Annotated in this window: 20 protein-coding genes and 1 pseudogene; 12 read left to right on the top strand and 9 right to left on the bottom strand. The window is 67.8% G+C overall.

Translation table 11 applies throughout. The annotated features are described in order from the left end of the window. Positions 1–419 (top strand): annotated as a pseudogene (locus tag ISS20_RS15815) (hypothetical protein); the annotation flags it as partial. A 92-nt stretch (positions 420–511) separates the two neighbouring features. On the opposite strand, the gene ISS20_RS15810 reads toward ISS20_RS15815, so the two are convergent. Beyond that, positions 512–1,003, bottom strand: a complete 492-nt coding sequence (locus ISS20_RS15810; RefSeq protein WP_291437979.1) for a MarR family transcriptional regulator — start codon at positions 1,001–1,003, stop codon at positions 512–514. A 71-nt stretch (positions 1,004–1,074) separates the two neighbouring features. On the opposite strand from ISS20_RS15810, the gene ISS20_RS15805 reads away from it, so the two are divergent. Then, on the top strand, positions 1,075–1,884 hold the full coding sequence (locus tag ISS20_RS15805) for a siderophore-interacting protein (protein WP_291437978.1): 810 nt from the start codon (positions 1,075–1,077) through the stop codon (positions 1,882–1,884). 21 nt (positions 1,885–1,905) lie between these two features. Here the strand turns inward: ISS20_RS15805 and ISS20_RS15800 are convergent, their stop codons facing one another. After that, the gene (locus ISS20_RS15800; protein ID WP_291437977.1) at positions 1,906–2,793 is read right to left on the bottom strand and encodes a LysR family transcriptional regulator ArgP; all 888 of its coding nucleotides are present in this window, start codon (positions 2,791–2,793) and stop codon (positions 1,906–1,908) included. Between the two features lie 77 nt (positions 2,794–2,870). Here ISS20_RS15800 and ISS20_RS15795 point away from each other — a divergent pair, with 77 nt between their 5' ends. Both ISS20_RS15795 and ISS20_RS15790 read left to right on the top strand, forming a co-directional pair. Next, the gene (locus tag ISS20_RS15795; RefSeq protein WP_291437976.1) at positions 2,871–3,479 is read left to right on the top strand and encodes a LysE/ArgO family amino acid transporter; all 609 of its coding nucleotides are present in this window, start codon (positions 2,871–2,873) and stop codon (positions 3,477–3,479) included. An 88-nt stretch (positions 3,480–3,567) separates the two neighbouring features. Continuing rightward, positions 3,568–5,148, top strand: coding sequence for an ABC transporter substrate-binding protein (locus ISS20_RS15790; RefSeq protein WP_291437975.1), 1,581 nt, complete (start codon positions 3,568–3,570; stop codon positions 5,146–5,148). Between the two features lie 75 nt (positions 5,149–5,223). On the opposite strand, the gene ISS20_RS15785 is transcribed toward ISS20_RS15790, so the two are convergent. The 3 genes from ISS20_RS15785 to hpaI form a co-directional block, all read right to left on the bottom strand. Beyond that, positions 5,224–5,847 (bottom strand): glutathione S-transferase family protein, encoded by a 624-nt coding sequence (locus tag ISS20_RS15785; protein ID WP_291437974.1) that lies wholly within the window; start codon positions 5,845–5,847, stop codon positions 5,224–5,226. A gap of 76 nt (positions 5,848–5,923) precedes the next feature. Beyond that, positions 5,924–6,901 (bottom strand): 2-dehydropantoate 2-reductase, encoded by a 978-nt coding sequence (locus tag ISS20_RS15780; RefSeq protein ID WP_291437973.1) that lies wholly within the window; start codon positions 6,899–6,901, stop codon positions 5,924–5,926. A 63-nt stretch (positions 6,902–6,964) separates the two neighbouring features. Further along, positions 6,965–7,795 carry a 4-hydroxy-2-oxoheptanedioate aldolase gene (gene hpaI / locus ISS20_RS15775; RefSeq protein ID WP_291437972.1) on the bottom strand — a complete coding sequence of 277 codons (831 nt, stop codon included), beginning with the start codon at positions 7,793–7,795 and terminating at the stop codon, positions 6,965–6,967. A gap of 113 nt (positions 7,796–7,908) precedes the next feature. Here hpaI and radA point away from each other — a divergent pair, with 113 nt between their 5' ends. Genes radA through ISS20_RS15740 form a run of 7 tightly spaced genes read left to right on the top strand, consistent with a single transcriptional unit; the run spans position 7,909 to position 14,059 of the window. Then, positions 7,909–9,288: a DNA repair protein RadA gene (gene radA, locus ISS20_RS15770; protein WP_291437971.1), complete on the top strand. Its 1,380-nt coding sequence runs from the start codon at positions 7,909–7,911 to the stop codon at positions 9,286–9,288. A gap of 60 nt (positions 9,289–9,348) precedes the next feature. Beyond that, on the top strand, positions 9,349–9,783 hold the full coding sequence (locus tag ISS20_RS15765) for a glycerate kinase (RefSeq protein ID WP_291437970.1): 435 nt from the start codon (positions 9,349–9,351) through the stop codon (positions 9,781–9,783). A gap of 39 nt (positions 9,784–9,822) precedes the next feature. After that, positions 9,823–10,761, top strand: a complete 939-nt coding sequence (locus ISS20_RS15760) for a branched-chain amino acid transaminase (protein WP_291437969.1) — start codon at positions 9,823–9,825, stop codon at positions 10,759–10,761. A gap of 5 nt (positions 10,762–10,766) precedes the next feature. Beyond that, on the top strand, positions 10,767–10,973 hold the full coding sequence (locus ISS20_RS15755) for a zinc-finger domain-containing protein (RefSeq protein WP_291437968.1): 207 nt from the start codon (positions 10,767–10,769) through the stop codon (positions 10,971–10,973). Positions 10,974–10,976: 3 nt separating this feature from the next. Beyond that, a complete protein-coding gene (locus tag ISS20_RS15750; protein ID WP_291437967.1) occupies positions 10,977–11,792 on the top strand; it encodes a glycosyltransferase family 2 protein in 816 nt (271 codons plus the stop codon). Beyond that, positions 11,789–13,072: an O-antigen ligase family protein gene (locus tag ISS20_RS15745; RefSeq protein ID WP_291437966.1), complete on the top strand. Its 1,284-nt coding sequence runs from the start codon at positions 11,789–11,791 to the stop codon at positions 13,070–13,072. The genes ISS20_RS15750 and ISS20_RS15745 overlap by 4 nt, the downstream gene beginning before the upstream one ends. Before the next feature lie 12 nt (positions 13,073–13,084). Continuing rightward, positions 13,085–14,059 carry a glycosyltransferase gene (locus ISS20_RS15740; protein WP_291437965.1) on the top strand — a complete coding sequence of 325 codons (975 nt, stop codon included), beginning with the start codon at positions 13,085–13,087 and terminating at the stop codon, positions 14,057–14,059. Positions 14,060–14,257: 198 nt separating this feature from the next. Here ISS20_RS15740 and ISS20_RS15735 read toward each other — a convergent pair whose 3' ends face one another. Both ISS20_RS15735 and ISS20_RS15730 read right to left on the bottom strand, forming a co-directional pair. Beyond that, positions 14,258–15,394 carry a nitronate monooxygenase gene (locus ISS20_RS15735; protein ID WP_291437964.1) on the bottom strand — a complete coding sequence of 379 codons (1,137 nt, stop codon included), beginning with the start codon at positions 15,392–15,394 and terminating at the stop codon, positions 14,258–14,260. Positions 15,395–15,426: 32 nt separating this feature from the next. Continuing rightward, a complete protein-coding gene (locus ISS20_RS15730; RefSeq protein WP_291437963.1) occupies positions 15,427–16,311 on the bottom strand; it encodes a LysR substrate-binding domain-containing protein in 885 nt (294 codons plus the stop codon). Positions 16,312–16,383: 72 nt separating this feature from the next. On the opposite strand from ISS20_RS15730, the gene ISS20_RS15725 reads away from it, so the two are divergent. Further along, entirely contained in the window at positions 16,384–17,628 is a 1,245-nt protein-coding gene (locus tag ISS20_RS15725; RefSeq protein WP_291437962.1) for a YbfB/YjiJ family MFS transporter, read from the top strand. On the opposite strand, the gene ISS20_RS15720 is transcribed toward ISS20_RS15725, so the two are convergent. Continuing rightward, a complete protein-coding gene (locus ISS20_RS15720) occupies positions 17,629–18,885 on the bottom strand; it encodes an ATP-binding protein (protein WP_291437961.1) in 1,257 nt (418 codons plus the stop codon). A 42-nt stretch (positions 18,886–18,927) separates the two neighbouring features. Next, the coding region (locus ISS20_RS15715; protein WP_291437980.1) for a winged helix-turn-helix domain-containing protein at positions 18,928–19,080 on the bottom strand (153 nt) is incomplete at its 5' end.

Raw genomic sequence — 19,080 nt, 5'->3', positions numbered from 1 at the left:
GGACGCAAGGCCTGTCCAGCGGGGGCTCCGGCAGCGACTCCAGTGTGCTGGGCGACATTGCCGGGGGCGCGGCCGATGCGCTGGGCAGCGCCGACGAGGGCGCCGTGGTGGTCGTGCCCGTGGTGGCCATCTTTCTCATTGGCGCGGCGCTGGTCCTGGGGGCGGGCTCGCTCGCCATGCTGTTCTTTGGCTGGGATGTGCTGCTCACCGTGGCTGTGGAGATTGCCTTCTCGGTGGCCACGGCCCGCGCCGCCGTGGGGGTGGAGCGCGAAGGCTGGCTCAGCGCCGCCGTGCGCCTGACCTGGAAGCCCCTGCTGGGCGCGCTGGTCTGCGCCGTGCTGCTGGGCGCCACCATCGACCACTTCCTGCCCCATGTGCATTCGTTGCCCGAGGCGTTGCGCGTGATCCAGGGACGGTGAATTGCTCTTGTTTTGATAGCTGTCCAGGCAATTTGCACTAGCGCTTGGGGCAAAAATCCCTTCGAAAGCGCCTGAAACCGCTTGTGGAGCCCCTAACGGGAGGACCGGCCCGTGCCGTGGCCGCAGTCCTCGCCGGGCTCCACGGGCGGCAGCGCATCCAGGTTGGTCCGCACCCGCGCCAGCAGGGCCAGCAGCTGCGCCTGGGTGGCGTTGTCGCAGCCCGCCAGCACCTGGGCCGACAGGGTTTGCCGCGCGGCCTGCAGCGCCTGGTACAGCGCCTGGCCCTCGGCGCTCAGCGTGAGGCACAGGCTGCGCCGGTCCTCAGCGTGGGGCTGGCGCTCCAGCCAGCCCTTGTCCTGCAGCAGGCCCAGCATGCGTGCCACCTGGGCCTTGTCGGCGCCGCTGTGGCGCACCAGCTCTTTCTGCGTGGCTCCGGGGTGGCGGCCAATGAAGTTCAGCGCGCGCACCTCGTTGAAGGTCAGGTCGGGGTGCACGGAGGTCATCGCGCGCACCATGCGCGCCCGGTAGGCGTGCATCAGGTCGTGCAGGGCTTCAAACACATCGGGGCGGGCGCGTGGGGGCATGGCGTGGCTATCGGTTGACAAAGTCAACTGAATGGCGGATGATTTGGTTGATTAAATCAACATTTTACGCCATGAACGCACCTCTGCCCCTGGCCGCCACGGCCCCCTTCCTCACCATCGAGCGCATTCGCCACCCTTTGCAGGGCCGCCACCTCCAGGTGGTGCGCCGCACCCAGGTCAGCCCCGGCTTTGTGCGGCTGACCCTGGCCGGCCCCGAGCTGGCAGGGTTTGTGAGCGCCGGGTTCGACGACCACCTCAAGCTCATACTTCCCTCGCCCGGGCAGGACCGGCCCACCTTGCCCACGCTGCAGGACGGCCGCCCCGTGTTCGATGGCCCGCGCCCCGTGCTGCGCGACTACACCCCAGCGCGTTTTGACGCCGCAGCGGGCGAGCTGGACATAGAGGTCGCCTTGCACGACGCAGGCCCTGCCACCGACTGGGCCGCTAGCGCCACCGTGGGCCAGTGGGTGGGCATTGCCGGGCCGCGCGGCAGCATGGTGGTGCCCACGGGCTTCGACTGGCACTGGCTGCTGGGCGACGAAACCGCGCTGCCCGCCATCGCCCGCCGCCTGGCCGAGCTGCCCGCCAGCGCGGTGGCCACCGTGCGCATCCAGCTGAACAACCCGGCCGACCAGCGGGTGTTGGCGAGTGCGGCGCAAGTGGATCTGCAGTGGGTGAGCGCGCTGCCTGCCGCCGTCGAAGCCCTGGCGCTGCCGCCCGGCGCTGGCTTTGTCTGGGCGGCTGGCGAACACAGCGACATGGCCGCCGTGCGCCGTGCCGTGCTGGGCAAGCCGGGTGTGGACCCGAAACGCATGCGCATCTCCGCCTACTGGAAGCGTGGCGCGGCAGACCACCACGAAGACTTGGCGAACGCCGGGTAATCGGCGCTCGCCGCCGTTCTCTCAGCGCAGCAGCGTCAGCGCCGCCGCCTTCTGCACCGCCTGCGTCATGTGCTGCAGCGCCTGTACATTCAGACGCCAGCACTGCCAGTACAGCGGTACATCCACAGGCTTGTTTGCAATCAGTTCGACCAGGACGCCGGTCTTCAGGTCGTCGTCCACCAGCGGGTCGGGTGTCATGCCCCAGCCCAGGCTGGCGCGGGTGGCTTTGACGAAGGCGTGCGCCTCAGGCAGCCAGTGCACGGGCGGTGCGAGCTTGCGGCGCGTGATGCGGCCCAAAAAACGCGCCTGCAGCGCATCCTTGCGGTTGAACACCAGCATGGGTGCCTGCGCCAGGGTGGTGGCGTTCACGCCCTGCGCAAAGTGGCGCTGCATGAAGGTGGGGCTCGCCAGCGCGCGGTAGCGCAAGGTGCCCAGCGGCAGCACCTGGCAGCCCTGCACGGGCTGCGGGTCGGCCGTCACGGCGGCCATCACGCGGCCCTCGCGCAGCAGGTTGGCCGAGTGGTCCTGGTCTTCCACATGGATGTCGAAAGTGATGGCCTGCCCCTCGGCCGCTTGAGCCATGGCGTGGGGGAACCAGGTGGCCAGCGAGTCGGCATTCACACCAATCGCCAGCCGCGTGGTGCTGTGCTGGCCCCCGCCAATGGTGGCCAGCGCATCGGCCTCGCTCAGCGCCACCTCGCGCGCATGGCGGTACAACGCCTGCCCGGCCTCGGTGGGCGTGCAGGGCGTGGCTCGGCGCACCAGCACCTGGCCCAAGCGCTCTTCCAGCAGCTTGATGCGCTGCGACACCGCCGAGCGCGTGACATGCAGCACGGCTGCCGCTCGCTCGAAGCTGCCCTCGTCTATCACCGTGGCAAAGGCGTTGAGCTGGGCGGAGTCGAGTTGCATGGGGGGTTAGCTATTCTTATGGATCGTTAAAAAGTATAGCTGGAGTTAACGCAGGCCTTTGGCCAGAATCCGTGCCCATGGTCTCCACTGCCTTCGTTCACGGTTTCACCTCCACCGCCATGCTCATCATGGCCATCGGCGCGCAGAACGCGTTTGTGTTGCGCCAGGGCCTGCGGCGCGAGCATGTGCTGCCCGTGGTGCTGGTGTGCGCGCTGTCGGACGCGGTGCTGCTGCAGGTGGGCGTGTGGGGCATGGGCGGCGTGCTGCTGGCCCGGCCGGAGTGGGCGCAGCTCATGCGCTGGGCGGGCGCGCTGTTCCTGTTGATGTACGCAGCGCAGACGGCTACACGGGCGCTGCGCCCCGGCCCGTTGCTGGTCGCCACCAGCGGCCCCGGCGCCAGCCTGCGCGCCCCGCTGGCCACCGTGGCGGCTCTGACCTGGCTCAACCCCCATGTGTACCTGGACACCGTGGTGCTGCTGGGCACCATGGCCACGCCGTACCCGGCCTGGGGGCGTGCGCTGTTTGCGGCGGGCGGCTCGCTGGCCAGCGCGCTGTGGTTCTTGTTGATCGGCCTGGGTGCCCGCTGGCTGGCGCCGTTGTTTGCCACCCCGGCTGCGTGGCGGGTGCTGGATGCGGTGACGGCCACCACCATGCTGGTGCTGGCGGGGGTGATGGCTCTAAGCTAAGAACGATAAGTTCGTTCCCTTGTTGTGCAGCTTGGGGGATAGTCAGGCCATTCAGCATTTTTTGGCGTTTTTGCCTATCCTCCCTTCCATGCGCTTCAAACACCTTCTCCTGGCCGCCGCCATTGCTGCGGCTTTGCCTCTGGCCGCACAGGCCAAGACCTTCCGCTGGTCCCGCTCGGTGGATATTTCCACCTGGGACATCCACACCCAGAACGTGGGCGTGAACAACACCATGCACGGTGCGGTGTACGACACGCTGGTGGAATACAACAGCAAGACCTTCAAGCCCGAGCCCTCGCTGGCCACCGAGTGGAAGCTCATCAAGCCCACCCAACTACGCCTCACGCTGCGCAAGGGCGTGAAGTTCAGCGATGGCAGCGAGTTCACGGCCGACGATGCCAAGTTTTCACTGGAGCGGGCCAAGGCCAAAAGCTCCAACTTCGCCGTCTACACCCAGGGCATCGACCGCGTGGAAAAGGTCGATGCCTACACCATCGACATCATTTCCGACCTGCCCAACCCGGTGCTGGTGAACCAGCTCACCGAGCTGCGCATCATGAGCAAGGCCTGGGCCGAAAAGAACAAGTCGGTCGAGCCCAAGGACATCAAGACCAAGGACGAAAACTTTGCCCACCGCAATGCGCTGGGCACCGGTCCCTACCAGCTCAAGCAGTGGACGCCCGACCAGCGCGTGGTGCTGGAGCCCAACCCGAACTGGTGGGGCAAGGGCAAGTACCCCACCAACCTGACCGAAATCATCTACACCCCCATCAAGGCCGACGCCACGCGCACTGCGGCGTTGCTGTCGGGTGAGGTGGATTTTGTGATCGACCCCAGTCTGCAGGACCTGGCGCGCATCAAGCAGACGCCCAACCTGCAGGTGCTGGAGGGGCCGGAGTACCGCACCATCTTCCTGGGCCTGGACCAGTTCCGCGACGAGCTGCCCGGCTCGGACGTGAAGGGTAAGAACCCGCTGAAGGACCTGCGCGTGCGCAAGGCGCTGTACCAGGCCATCGACATCCAGTCCATCCAGCGCGTGGTGCTGCGTGGCCTGGCCCAGCCCACGGGCACACTCATCGCCAACCAGGTCAACGGCTGGACCAAGAAGGCCGATGTGCGCTACCCCTACGACCCCAAGGTCGCGCAAAAGCTGCTGGCCGATGCGGGCTACCCCAATGGGTTTGAGGTGGACTTTGCCTGCAGCGCGGGCCGCTACATCAACGACGAGCAGCTGTGCCAGGCCATCACCTCGCACTGGGCCAAGGTGGGCGTGAAGGCCAAGCTGCGCTCGCTGCCGTTTGCCACGTACTTCCCGATGATCCAGCGCAACGAAGCCAGCATCTACCTGCTGGGCTGGGGCGTGCCCACGTTCGACGCGTTCTACAGCCTGCAGTCGCTGGTGCGCACGACGGGCGCGGGTGGGGACGGCAATTTCAACCTGGGCCGGTTCTCCGACCCGCAGATGGATGCGCTGATCGAGCGCGTGAAGAAGGAAACGGACACCGCGACGCGCAACGGCCTGATCGAGCAGGCGCTGATCAAGGAGCACGAGTTGGTCTCGCACATCCCGCTGTACAACCAGGTGATTCCGTGGGCGGGCACCAAGAAGGTGGAGATCATCCACCGCGCGGACAACCGCATCGACTGGCGGTATCTGAAGGTGAACTGATCCCGGTTGCCAGCAAAAAGCCCCGGTGCTTGCAGTCAGAAGCGCCGGGACTTTTTTGCGTCCGCAGGCGGCGTATCAGGCCATTGCGCGCTGTACGGCGGAGCGCTGCAGCATGCGCTGCGTGTGTGCAAACACCTTCGGGAACTGGGCAATGTCCACGCCGTCGCTGTGCAGCCAGGTGCCGATGGTGAACAGGTAGCCGTCGGCGACGGTGTACTGCTCGCCCATCACCCAGGGGCCCTGGCCCGCAGGCGGCAGGTAGTGGGTTTCGATGAGATTGAAGCAGTCGGTCATGTTCTGCGGCACCTTGCGCTGCATCGCCGCCTGGGCTTCGGGCTCATCGGCCCAGCGGCTGGCGCGGGGGCGGTGGGCATGGGCGATGTGTACGGTGGACGCGAGGTAGCTGTGGAACTCTTGCAGGCGCGCAAAGCCATGCGCATCGGCGGGCGCCAGGCGCGCTTGCGGAAAGCTCTGTGCCACATAGGCCAGCAGGGCGGGGGTTTCGGTCAGCATGCCGTGCGGCGTGGCCAGCGCGGGCACGCGGCCCTTGGGGTTCACCGCCAGATACTCGGGCGTGCGTTGCTGGCCGGAGGCGAAATCCACGCGCACCAGGTCGTAGGGGGCGCCCGCTTCTTCCAGGGCGATGCGCACGGCTTGCGCGCAGGTGCCGGGGGTGTAGTACAGCGTGAGTTGGGTCATGGTAAGTCTGCTATGAATTAAATAGCTGTTTGCGCTTATTCCACTGGCGCCTGCAGCCGATTTGGTTGAAATTTGCTCAGTACAGGCCCCGCGTGCGCGCCATCAGCCGCACCAGGCCCAGCAGGGCGTCGGTGTGCGGCGTGGGCGTGTGGGTGATCTGCCCCAGCTCGCGCACCGCGCCCACCAGGGCGTCGATCTCCATCGGCTTGCCCGCCTCCACGTCCTGCAGCATCGAGGTCTTGAACGCGCCGAGCTTGCGCGTGACGGCGTGGCGGTCTTCGGGTTGCTGGTCGATGGGCAGGCCCAGCTGGTCGCCAATGGCCTTGGCTTCCAGCATCACGGCGCTCACAAAGCCGCGCACCAGGTCGTCGTCCAGGATGCGGTCGGTGGTGGCGCCGGTGAGGGCGCTGATGGGATTGACGGTGAGATTGCCCCACAGCTTGAACCAGATGTCTTTCTGGATGTTCGTGGACACCTCGACATCAATGCCGCCGCGCTGCAGCGTGTCGGCCAGCGCTTGCAGGCGCGCGCTGCGGCTGCCGTCCGGCTCGCCCACGATGAGGCGGTTGCCGAAGTGCTGTTTGACGAAGCCCGGTGCCTCCAGCGAGCAGCTGGTGTGCACCACGCTGCCCACCACATGGCGCACAGGGATGGCCTGGGCAATCACTCCCCCCGCGTCCACGGATTCAAGGGCACACCCCTGCGCCGCGCCGCCAAAGCCGTCGAGGAACCACCACGGCACGCCGTTCATGGCGGTCAGCACGATGGTGTCGGGCCCGATCAAGGGCGCCATGGCGCGCGCCACGTCGGGCAGTCCCGGGGCCTTGACGGCGACCACGACCAGGTCTTGCACCCCCAGCGCTGCCGGGTCGCTGTGGGCCGTGACGGCCACTTGCGCCAGCGAGCCGTCAGCGCGCCGCATGCGCAGCCCCTCGGCCTGAAGGGAGCGCAACGTGTCGCCACGCGCCACGATGCTGACCGGGTGGCCCGCTTGCGCCAGGGCCACGCCCAGCCAGCCGCCGATGGCGCCTGCGCCGTAGATACAAACTTTCATGGTGGTAGTGCCTTTGTCTTCCGGTAAGGGGGTGATGAATGGGTATGTGGCGTCTTGTGCGCTTCAGTAGCCCGCAGGGCTCGATGGCGTGCCTCCGGCGCCGGTGCGAAAGCGCGCCAGCAAATCTTGCGCAGCGCTGGCCAGCAGCATGGTGTCCACGCCCACGGCCACAAACAGCGCACCGGCTGCCAGCCACTGGCGCGCCTGGGGTTCGGTGGTGGCCAGAATGCCCGGCGCCTTGCCCGCGCGCAGGATGCGCTTGATGCCGTCGTGGATGGCGGCCTGCACATCAGGGTGCCCCGGGTTGCCCGGGTGGCCCATGGAGGCCGACAGGTCGGCCGGGCCGATGAACACGCCGTCCACCCCCGGCGTGGCGGCGATGGCATCGAGGTGGGCCATGGCTTCCACCGTTTCTGCCTGCACCAGCAGGCAGATCTGCTGGTTGGCCTCGTGCACATACTGCGGGTAAGCCTGCCAGCGCGACGAGCGCGCCAGCGCGCTGCCCATGCCGCGCACGCCCTCGGGCGCATAGCGCGTGGCGCGCACCAGCTGCTGTGCTTGCTCGGGCGTATCGACCATGGGCACCAGCAGGGTCTGGGCGCCAATGTCCAGGTACTGCTTGATCAGTGCCGTGTCACCCACCGGCACCCGGGCGATGGGATGGGGCGCCTGCGTGCCGGGGGGCAGGGCGCTGGTGGCGCTGGCAATGGCCTGCAGCTGGTGCAGGATGGAGCGCAGGTCGTTGGGTGCATGTTCGCCATCGACCAGCAGCCAGTCGTAGCCGGTGCCCGCAAGGATTTCGGCGCTGTAGGCGTCGGACAGCCCGAGCCACAGGCCCATTTGCGCCTGACCCTGGGCCATGGCTTGTTTGAAACGATTGGTGGGTGTCTGCAATGTCAACTCCGTGCGGTGCCAAGCCCGCCATCGTACGGGCTGCGGCGGATCGATGTTGGCATGGCCGCTATAGTCGGCTGCCCCTGCATCGGGGCGCCTCACCGACACCTGCCATGGCCAAAGAAAAAACCACGTTCACCTGCGCCGAGTGCGGCGGCACCAGCCCGCGCTGGCTGGGCAAATGCCCGTCCTGCGGCGCCTGGAACACGCTGATCGAGCAGGTGGCCGAGGCCGGGCCGGGCAAGAACCGCCTGAGCACGCCGCAAGGCTACGCGGGCCTGGCGAATGCGCAGCCCGTCCTGCCGCTGGCCGCCATCGAGGCCCAGGACGTGGCCCGCACCCCCAGCGGCATCGACGAGCTGGACCGTGTGCTGGGCGGCGGCATTGTGGAAGGGGGCGTGGTGCTCATCGGGGGCGATCCGGGCATTGGCAAATCGACCCTGCTGCTGCAGGCCATGGACGCGCTGCAGCGCGCGGGCCTGCCCACGCTGTATGTGACGGGTGAGGAGAGCGGAGCGCAGGTGGCGCTGCGTTCGCGGCGCCTGGGCATCGACGGCAGCCAGGTGCAGCTGCTGGCCGAGATCCAGCTCGAAAAGATTCTGGCGACCGTCGAGGCCACGCAGCCCGCCGTGGTGGTCATCGACTCCATCCAGACCACCTACTCCGACCAGCTCACCAGCGCGCCGGGCTCCGTCGCCCAGGTGCGGGAATGCGCAGCGCACCTCACGCGCATGGCCAAGGGCACGGGCATCGCCGTCATTCTGGTGGGCCATGTGACCAAGGAAGGTGCGCTGGCGGGGCCGCGCGTGCTGGAACACATGGTGGACACGGTGCTGTACTTCGAAGGCGACACGCACAGCCAGTTCCGCCTGGTGCGGGCCATCAAGAACCGCTTTGGCGCGGTCAACGAAATCGGCGTGTTCGCCATGACCGAGAAGGGTCTCAAAGGCGTGAGCAACCCCAGCGCCATCTTCCTCTCGCAGCACAGCGAGCCCGTGCCCGGCAGCTGCGTGATGGTGACGCTGGAGGGCACACGCCCGCTGCTGGTGGAGATACAGGCGCTGGTCGACAGTGGCGGCCCCAGCCCCCGGCGCCTGTCTGTGGGCCTGGACAAGGACCGCCTGGCCATGCTGCTGGCCGTGCTGCACCGCCATGCGGGGGTGGCCTGCATGGACCAGGACGTGTTTGTGAATGCGGTGGGGGGCGTGCGCATCAGCGAGCCCGCAGCCGACCTGGCGGTGATGTTGTCCATCACCTCCAGCCTGCGCGGCAAGGCGCTGCCGCGCGGTTTTCTGGCCTTTGGCGAAGTAGGGCTGGCCGGCGAAGTGCGGCCCGCTCCCCGCGGCCAGGAGCGCCTGAAGGAAGCCGCCAAGCTGGGGTTTAGCGTGGCGGTGGTGCCCAAGGCCAATGCGCCCAAAAAACCCATCGAGGGGCTGACCATCCACGCCGTGGAGCGGGTGGAAGAGGCCATGAACGTGGTGCGCGGGCTGTAAATAGCATCTACGCAATGCCCACAGCGCCGTGCCCATGGCGCCATAAGACAATCTCGACCTATGAACTTGCGCAATATCCTGGTGCCCCTGGGGGCCGTGTCCCTGATCGGCTTTGGTTTTTATGCCTACGGCTGGGCCGGGGTGGCTGCCGTGGTGGGCGGTCTGCTCATGTGGGGGCTGCTGCACTTCACGCGGCTGATGAGCGTGATGCAAAAGGCCGCCAAGCGACCCATCGGGTACGTGGGCAGCGCCGTGATGCTCAACGCCCGGCTGACCAAGGGTGTGAACCTCATGCACGTGGTGGCCATGACCCAGGCCCTGGGCGAGCGTGTATCGGCCGAAAACGTCCAGCCCGAGGTCTACCGCTGGACCGACGGCACCCGCTCGCACGTGACCTGCGAGTTCCAGCAGGGCAAGCTGGTGGCGTGGACCTTGGTTCGCCCCCAGGACAACCCTGCCGCTGATGGAGAAGGCGCGCCGCCCGCAGCCCCGTAAAATCCTGGTTTTGCGACCCACAGCAACCAAAGGACACCCATGAGCCCCGTAGTTCCCTCGATGGCCGACCGTGACGGCAAGATCTGGATGGACGGCCAGATGGTCGATTGGCGCGACGCCAAGATCCATGTGCTGACCCACACTCTGCATTACGGCTGCGGCGCCTTTGAAGGCGTGCGCGCCTACAACACGGCCGACGGCACGGCGATCTTCCGCCTCGAAGAGCACACCGACCGCCTGTTCAACAGCGCCAAGATCCTGCGCATGAAGATCCCGTTCACGAAGGAAGAAGTGAACGAGGCCCAGAAGGCCGTCGTACGCGAAAACAAGCTCGAGTCCTGCTATCTGCGCCCATTGACCTGGATCGGATCGCAAAAGCTGGGCGTTTCCCCCAAGGGCAACCAGATCCACCTCATGGTGGCCGCCTGGGCCTGGGGCGCGTACCTGGGCGAAGAGGGTATGAAGCGCGGCATCCGCGTCAAGACCAGCAGCTACACGCGCCACCACGTCAACATCACCATGACGCAGGCCAAGGCGGTGAGCAACTACACCAACTCCATCCTGGCCAACATGGAAGCGCTGGATGATGGCTACGACGAAGCCCTGCTGCTGGACAGTTCGGGCTTTGTGTCCGAAGGTGCGGGCGAAAACATCTTTGTGATCAAGAACGGCGTGATCTACACGCCCGACCTGTCTGCCGGCGCCCTGAACGGCATCACCCGCAACACCGTGTTCCACATCGCCAAGGACCTGGGCCTGGAGATCGTGCAAAAGCGCATCACGCGCGACGAGGTGTACATCGCCGATGAGGCCTTCTTCACCGGCACGGCCGCCGAAGTGACGCCCATCCGCGAACTCGACCGCATCGAGCTGGGCAGCGGATCGCGCGGCCCGATCACCGAAAAAATCCAGAGCGCCTTCTTCGACATCGTCGGTGGCCGCAACCCGAAATACGCCCACTGGCTGAGCAAGGTCTGAAGAACATGTCGCAAGCTACCGTTGAACTCCTGGCCAAAGACCTGAACGCCCAGGGTGGCGTTTTTTGTCCCAACCCCAAGGCAGACATGAAGCTGTGGAACAGCCACCCCAAGGTGTACCTGGACGTGGCCCGCACGGGTGAAGCCAAGTGCCCGTACTGTGGAACTGTTTATCGCCTCAAAGCCGGCGAGCATGTACACGCTGGTCACTGATTGATGCCAGCTGCAACCGGCGGCGCATCGGCGCCGCCCACGTTGACCGTTGCGGTGCTGACCCTCAACGAGGCGCACCGCATTGAAGCCTGCCTGCAAAGCGCTGCGTTTGCCGACCAGTTGCTGGTGGTGGACAGCGGCAGCACCGATGACACCGTGGCCGTGGCTCAGCGCCTGGGTGCGGAAGTCCACAACTACCCCGACTGGCAGGGCTTTGCCGTGCAGCGCAACCGGCTGCTGGCCCACGCGCGGGGCGACTACATCTTCTTTCTGGATGCCGACGAGGTGATGACGCCTGCGTTCGCCCATGAGCTGCAGGCCATCGTGCGCTCTGGCGCGCAGGCTGTGTGGACCATTCGCTGGCGCATGGTGGCGTATGGGCACGAGCTCAAGTACTTCCGCTCCCAGTCGCAGATCGAGCGCCTGTTCGTGCGCGCCATGGTCCGCGAGTTCACGGGCGTAGTGCACGAGCAGGCCGAGCTGTTGCCACCGCCGGGCGGTGGCACGGTGCCGCGCCGCCTGATCGAGGCGCGGCTGCTGCACTACTCCCGCACCACGGTGCGGGGTAGCCTGGAAAAGCTCACCCAGTACGCGATGCTCGGTGCCGCCAAGCGCGCGGCCGCTGGCAAGAAGGGCGGCGTGGTGCGGGGCCTGGCCTCGGGCACCAGCATGTTCCTGCGCCTGTATGTGTTTCGGCTGGGCTTTCTGTGTGGCGGGGCAGGTTTTCTGTATTGTCTGTTTGTGGCGCTGGAGGCGTTCTTCCGGTACGCCGCGCTGGAGTACGACCACCAGCAATTGAGCGAGAGCGTGCGCCGTTGACCAAAGCTGACGAAATTTTTGTACGCCTGTCGGGCGTGGCCGCCTTCATGGTGCCGGGCATGGCGCTGTGGGTGCGCTCGGGCTATTCCTGGGGGGCGGTGGTGCTGCTGTTGTGCAGCCTGGCCACCGCCGGGGTGTGGCTGCGGCGCCAGCCGGGACGCGATGCCTGGCTGCTCTTGGCCTCCATCGTGGCGATGGGCACGGTCTGGGCCCTCGACTTTGACCCGGCCCAGGGCAGCTGGTCCAACCTGGACCGGCCTGCCAAGTACCTGCTGGCGCTGCCGTGCCTGCTGTACGTGCTGGCCTACCCCCCCCAGGTGCGCTGGCTCTGGGCCGGTGTCGCCGTGGGCGCCTGCGGCGCGGGCCTGATCGGTTTGTACCAGGCCATGGTGCTGCACCTGCCGCGCGCCAATGGTTTTACCAATGCCATCCAGTACGGCGGACTCAGCCTGTTGCTGGGGCTGATGTGTTCGGTTGCGCTGCTGGTGCTGTGGGACCGCTGGAAGCCCTGGCAGCGTGGGGGCTGGGTGGTGGGCATTCTGCTGGGCCTGGAGGGGTCGCTGCTGTCCGAGTCGCGCGGGGGCTGGGTGGTGCTGCCGCTGGCATTGCTGCTGTGCGCCTGGCTGCAGGCCCGCTGTGGCCAGCGCAAGCTGGCCATTGTGGGCGGCGTCTTGGTCGTGGCCGGCGCGGCCGGGCTGATGGCCTTCAAGGCCAACGAAGTGCGCCTGCGGGTGGACGAGGCGCGGCAGGAGATCACGCAGTACGAGTCGCGGGGCGACGCGGCCAGCTCGGTGGGCCAGCGCCTGGCGCACTGGGGCCTGGCCTGGCGCATGGGCCTGGACCGCCCCTGGACCGGCTGGGGCCGCTATGGCTACGAGGCCGAGAAGCAGCGGCGGGTGGCTGCCGGCGAGGCCCACCCGATTGTTCTGCAGTTCAGCCACGCCCACAACGAATTGCTGGACATTTTCGTCAAGCGCGGCATCCCCGGTGTGGCGGTCTTGCTGTTTTTCTATGGTGTGCCGCTGGTGCTGTTCTGGCCCACGCGGCGCCGCGTGTTCCCGGGGCGTGCGGGCGTGCTGGATACCGAGGGCCTGTGCCTGCGCATGATCGGGGTGCTGTTGCCCGTGTCGTACATGGGCTTTGGCACGACCCAGGTGTTTTTGGGGCACAACAGCGGCACCATGTTCTACCTGTTCATGGGCATGCTGGTGCTGGCCATCCTGCAAGGCCGCGAGCGCCAGCGCCTGCAGGCACCCGGGCAAGCCGCAGCCATTTCCTGAAGGACCTCTGCCATGCACATCCTGCTGGTCAACAACTCCCCCATCCCCGTCTATGGCTACGGCGGCACCGAGCGCGTGATCTGGGACCTGGGCAAGACGCTGGTGCAGCAGGGCCACCGCGTGAGCTACCTGGTGCCCGAGGGATCGACCTGCGACTTCGGCCAGGTGCTGCCCATCCGGCCCGACGAGCCCTGGGATGGTCAGATCCCGTCCGACGTGGACATCACGCATTTCCAGTTCAACCCGCGCTCCGAGCTGTCCAAACCCTACCTGGTGACCGAGCACGGCAACGCCCGCAAGCCCAAGCCGCTGCCGCGCAACACGGTGTTTTTGTCGCGCGACCACGCGGCGCGCTATGGCTCCAGCGAATTCGTCTACAACGGGCTGGACTGGGCCGGTTATGGCCCGGTGGACTTTGACCGCCCGCGTGCGCACTACCACTTCCTGGGCAAGGCGGCCTGGGGCGTGAAGAACGTGCGCGGCGCCATCAAGGTGGCCAAGATGGCCGGGGTGGAGCTGGACGTGCTGGGCGGCAACCGCATCAACTTCAAGCGCGGCTTTCGCTGGACGCTGTCGCGCAAGATCCACTTTCACGGCATGGTGGGCGGCACGCAGAAGACGGGCCTGCTCAACGCCTCGCGCGGACTGATCTTTCCGGTGCGCTGGCACGAGCCTTTCGGGCTGGCGGTGATCGAGAGCCTGTACTTCGGCTGCCCCGTGTTTTCCACACCCTACGGCGCCTTGCCCGAGCTGGTGCCGGTGCAGTGCGGCGTGCTGTCAGACCAGGCCTCGGTGCTGGCTGAGGCGGTGCGGGGCAACCGCTTTGACCCGCGCGCCTGCCACCAGCATGTGATGGAGCACTTTGGCGCCGAGCGCATGGCCCGCAACTACCTGCGCATGTACGAGCGGGTGTTGGCGGGCGAAACCCTCAACGCCCAGCCGCCCATGATCCAGGGCCCTGCGCGCGAACTGCCCTGGAGGCAGTGAGGCACCCCCTGAGGTGCTTCGCACCTTCCCACTTTCCTGCGAGAGGGAGACGCCACCCGTGGCTTGGCAAAGCCAGCTCCACGGTGGCACTGGTTTCACAGCGCGCCAGTTTTTAGCACCCTGCTCATCTCGGGGGCTACTGCGTGGGTTTTCTAAAGCGATTTTGGCTGCAGGCGCATGTTCCATATGCACCTTGCGCTATAAAAATGATAGTGATTGATGGGCGGCCGTGGAGTCGCCACGCGGCGCGGTGGCCTGCTGCCACTCCTGGGCCAGCAACGCCACCAGCTGTGCCGCAGGCATGGGCCGTACCTGGGCCACACCCTGGCCCGCCCACAGCGACAGGCAGTCGGCCCGGCCAGCCTGGGCAGCCGCACGGCGCAGCGCTCCGGTCAGTGCGTTCTGTACGGGGTAGGGCGGCACGGTGGCCTCGTCGACCTGCAGGGCTTGCATCATGCGGTTGACGATGCCGCGCGCCGGCCGGCCCGAGAAGATGCGGGTGGTGCGCGTGTCGGTGGCCTGCGCGTGTGTCAGCGCTTCGCGGTAGGCGGGCCCAATGGCCGATTCAGGGCAGGTCAAGAATGCCGTGCCCATCTGCACCGCCTGGGCGCCCAGCGCCAGAGCACCCGCAATGCCGCGCCCGTCCATGATGCCGCCCGCAGCGATCACTGGGATGGACAGGGCCTGCACGCACTGCGCCACCAGCGGCAGCGTGCCCACCATGCTGGCCGCAAAGTCGGCCAATGACGGCGTCGCGCCGGTGGCACCGGGCTGTGTGGGCGTGAGGAAGGTGCCCCGGTGCCCCCCGGCTTCCATGCCCGATGCGCACACAGCATCCGCGCCCACGGAGGCCCAGGCCTGCGCCTCGGCCAGCGTGGTGGCGGTGCCAACCACCGTACTTCCCACCGCTTTCAGCCGTGCCACCTGCGCCGCCGTGAGGATGCCGAAGGTAAAACTGGCCACGGCCGGGCGTGCGGCCACCAGGGCGTCGAACTGTGCCGCGAAGTCCTCACACCACTGTGCGGGCCGCTCAGGCACTAGGCCGAACTCCGCGTAGAACGGCGCCAGGCGCTGCAGTGCGGCTTGCACCGTGGCGTCGTCCGGCGTGGGCGTGGCCTGCACAAACAGGTTCATGCCAAAGGGCCGGTCGGTGCGGCGGCGCACCTCAGCGGCGGCCTCGGCCATGGCCGCGGGCGAGCGCATGCCGCAGCCCAGCATGCCCAGGCCACGGGCCTGTGACACGGCGGCGGCCAGTGCGGGTGTGTCCGACCCGGTCATCGGGCCCTGGATGATGGGCAGCGCAAGGTCCAGGTGGGTGGTGAAGGCGGCGGGCATGGGGGCTCCTTGTGCGATCTGTGGGGGAGGGGTCAGGTCGATGCGGCGGGGCGGTGTGCTTCGCCGGAGGTCAGTGCGGTCCGCAGCGCATCCAGCGCCGGCGACTGGTAGCCGCGCCGGTGCACCAGCACCGTGTCGCAGGTGGCCAGGGGCACCAAGCGCAGCGCAGGCGGCTCGCGCATCAGGTCGATCACGGCCTGGGGCACCACGCCCGCACAGCGACCGGTGGCCACACAGGCCAGGATGGCGTGGTACGAGGCCAGCTCCAGAACGCGCGGCGGGCTGCCATCTTTTTGTTGCATGAAGGCCTCGCCCATGCGGCGATAGGTGCAGCCGGGGCTGAATGCGGCCAAGGTGTCCAGCTGCAAGTCCAGGGGCGTGTGCACGGGCGGGTGGTCGGCGGGCAGGGCCAGCAGCAAGGCCTCGGCAAACACGGCGGTGCGCTCCACCGGCGCGTCGGCGTCGATGCCCGGCGGCGGCCAGGCCACCAGCGCGCAGTCGATGGTGTGGGCCAGCACCTGCTCCACCAGTTGGCGCGAGGGGGCGGTGGACAGCTCCAGCACCAGCCCCGGCCACTGCGCATGCAGCCGGGCCAGCGGCTGCGGCAGGCGTGCGGCGGCCGTGCTTTCCATGGCGCCCAGGCGCAACCGGCCGCCGGGCTGGCCGGGGTGCACCGACTGGCGAGCCTCTTCGGCCAGCGCCAGCAGGCGGTCGGCATAGCCGCGCAGCGCCTCCCCGGCAGGCGTCAGCACCATGCGTTTGCCCTCGCGCAGAAACAGCGTGGCGCCCAGCTGTTCCTCCAGTTGTTGCACGCGCGTGGTCACGTTGGACTGCACGCGGCCCAGCCGTTCGGCAGCGCGGGTCACGCTGCCTTCCAGCGCAACGGCCCGGAAAATTTCGAGTGCGGCAAGGTCCATCAATATTCTTGTTATGAGATGATTAATAAAAAATAAATCTCAAAACAGAATCATAGACTGGAAGCCGCCTGCATGGAACCGCGCTCTGCCCCCCAAGACCGTCCCCTGGCTGTAGCACTGGCGGGCATGGCCGCGCTAGCGGTGGCGATGGGCGTGGGCCGGTTTGCCTTCACCCCGCTGCTGCCCATGATGCTGCACGACGGCGTGGTCACGCTGGCCGGCGGCAGCTGGCTGGCCACGGCCAACTACCTCGGGTACCTGATCGGGGCGCTGGCCTGCATGGCGCTGCCCTGGGTGGCGCCCCGTGCGCGGCAGAGGTGGCATGCGGCGCGGCTGGCGCGCTGGGGGCTCGCGGCCACGGTGCTGCTCACGCTGGGCATGGCGCTGCCGCTGCCAGGCACCTGGCCCGCGCTGCGGTTTGCGGCCGGGGTTGCCAGTGCGCTGGTGTTCTTGAACGTCTCGGTGTGGTGCATGCTGCGGCTGGTAGCGCTGGGCCAGCCCGCGCTGGGCGGGTTGATCTTTTGTGGGCCGGGGCTGGGTATCGTGCTCACCGGCCTGTCGGCCAGTGCCATGGTGGCCCTGCAGTGGCCCGCAGCGGCAGGCTGGGGCGTGTTTGGGCTGCTCAGCGTGGGGCTGTGCGCCGCTATATGGCCGGTGTTGCAGGGCGTGGCATGGCCCGCGTCGGCGACGGCTGCCGGCCCCGCGGTGGACGGCGCCACCCCCGGTCACGGGCCCTGGGCGAGGGCGGGGCTCACGCTGGCCTATGGGCTCGCGGGGCTGGGCTACATCGTCACTGCCACCTTTTTGCCGGTGATTGCGCGCGCTGCGTTGCCCACCGGGTCGCCCTGGCCGGACCTGTTCTGGCCGCTGTTTGGTGCCGGCGTGGCGCTGGGCGCGGCGTTGTCCACCCGCACCCCGGCCGCGTGGGACCGTCGCTGGATGCTGATGGCGGCCTACATCGTGCAGGCTGGGGCCATCGCGCTCAGCCTGGTGTGGCCGGGGCCTGCGGGGTTTGCGCTGGGCAGCCTGCTGCTGGGCTTGCCGTTCACCGCCATCACCTTCTATGCCCTGCAGGAGGCGCGGCGCGTGTGGCCTGCAGCGGGTGACAGTTTTCCGGGGTTGCTCACCGCCGCCTATGGCATCGGGCAGATCGTGGGCCCACCCATGGTGGCTTGGATGCTGCACCATACGGCAACGCAGAGCCAAGGGTTTGTGTATGGGCTGGCCGTGGCGGCTGCGGCGCTGGGGGTGGGCGCGGTGTTGTTCGCCGCCATGGCGTGGCGCTGGCCGTTGGCGCTACGCCCGAAAGCGCTCTGATCAGTGCGTTGCCGGCGCCAGCGGCAGCGCCAGCACAAAACAGGCGCCGCTGGCGCCGTCGGCCCGGTCCTGGCAGTGCACGCTGCCGTTGTGGCGCCCGGCAATCGAGCGCACCAAGGCCAGGCCCAGCCCCACGCCACCCGCGCGTTCGCTGGCACCCGGCAGGCGGTAAAAAGGCTCGAAGATGCGTTCGCGCTGGTTGGTGGGGACCCCCGGGCCGTGGTCGCACACATGCACTTCGGCATGGCCATGACGGCGGTACACCACCACGGTGATCTCGCCGCTGCTGTAGCGGCGCGCGTTTTCCAGCAGGTTGCGGATGGCTCGGCGCAGCAGCTTGGCCACGCCGCGCACCTCCAGTGAGTCGGGGCTCGCGCTCACGTCCAGGTCGGCATCCACGCGCGCGCATTCCTCGGCGGCCAGGCCAATCAGGTCCACCAGTTCCACCGTGCCCACGTCGGCCTCGCGCGCATCCAGGCGGCTGGCCAGCAGGATCTCGTCCACCAGCTGGTCCAGCTCGGCAATGTTGCGCAGGATCTCTTCGCGGAACGCGGGCGAGGGCTGCTGACCACCCATCAGCTCCAGCCCCATGCGGATGCGGGTCAGGGGCGAGCGCAGCTCGTGCGAGGCATTGGCCAGCAGCGACTTGTGCGACTTGACCAGTGTCTCCACCCGTTCAGCCGCCGCGTTGAACTGGCGCGCCAGGTCGGCCACCTCGTCCTGGCCCTGCTCGGGCACCCGCACTGACAGGTCGCCCTCGCCGAACTTCTTCACGCTGCGCTGCAGCGCCTCCAGCCGCTGCGTGAGGCGGCGGATGATGGGGTACACCCCCACGGCCACCGCCAGGCCGACAATGCCCAGTAGCCACAAAAAGCCGAAGGGCGGCCGGGTCCAGAAGGCGGCCTCGTCCTGGCCGGGCCCCCCGGGCCGGCCGCCGTTGCGGCCCATCCGGGGCTGGCGGGGCGCCATCTGCAGTGTGAAGGTCTGGCCGTTTTCCGCTTCGATGTGAAATTCCACGACCTCGCCCGGATCGGAAGGCTGGCGCGTGGCCATGCCGCGCAGCACCAGGTTGCCCGCCGGGTCGCGCACCGCCATCTCGCGCGAGGGCGGCACAAACGGCTGGTTGTTCTGGGCCTTTTGTTCCTCGGCAATGCGCCAGGCCCAGCCCACGGTGAGCGTCAGCACCGCCATGCCGCCGACCACAGCGAGCCAGATGCGCAGATAAAGGCGGCGGGAGAACGGATTGGACAGGGACATGCGTGGGGCGACAGCGCAGGCAGCAGGTGCCTGCGTCAGCGATCAATCCTGTTGTTTGGCAAATACATAGCCCACGCCACGCACTGTGAGGATGCGGCGCGGGTTCTTGGCATCGGCCTCGATGGCGGCGCGGATGCGACCCATGTGCACATCGATGGAGCGGTCAAACGCCTCCAGCTCGCGGCCCCGCACGGC

The sequence above is a fragment of the Acidovorax sp. genome, assembly GCF_016783915.1.
Classification (GTDB): domain Bacteria; phylum Pseudomonadota; class Gammaproteobacteria; order Burkholderiales; family Burkholderiaceae_C; genus Acidovorax.
This window is presented reverse-complemented; position numbering and strand designations above follow the sequence as displayed.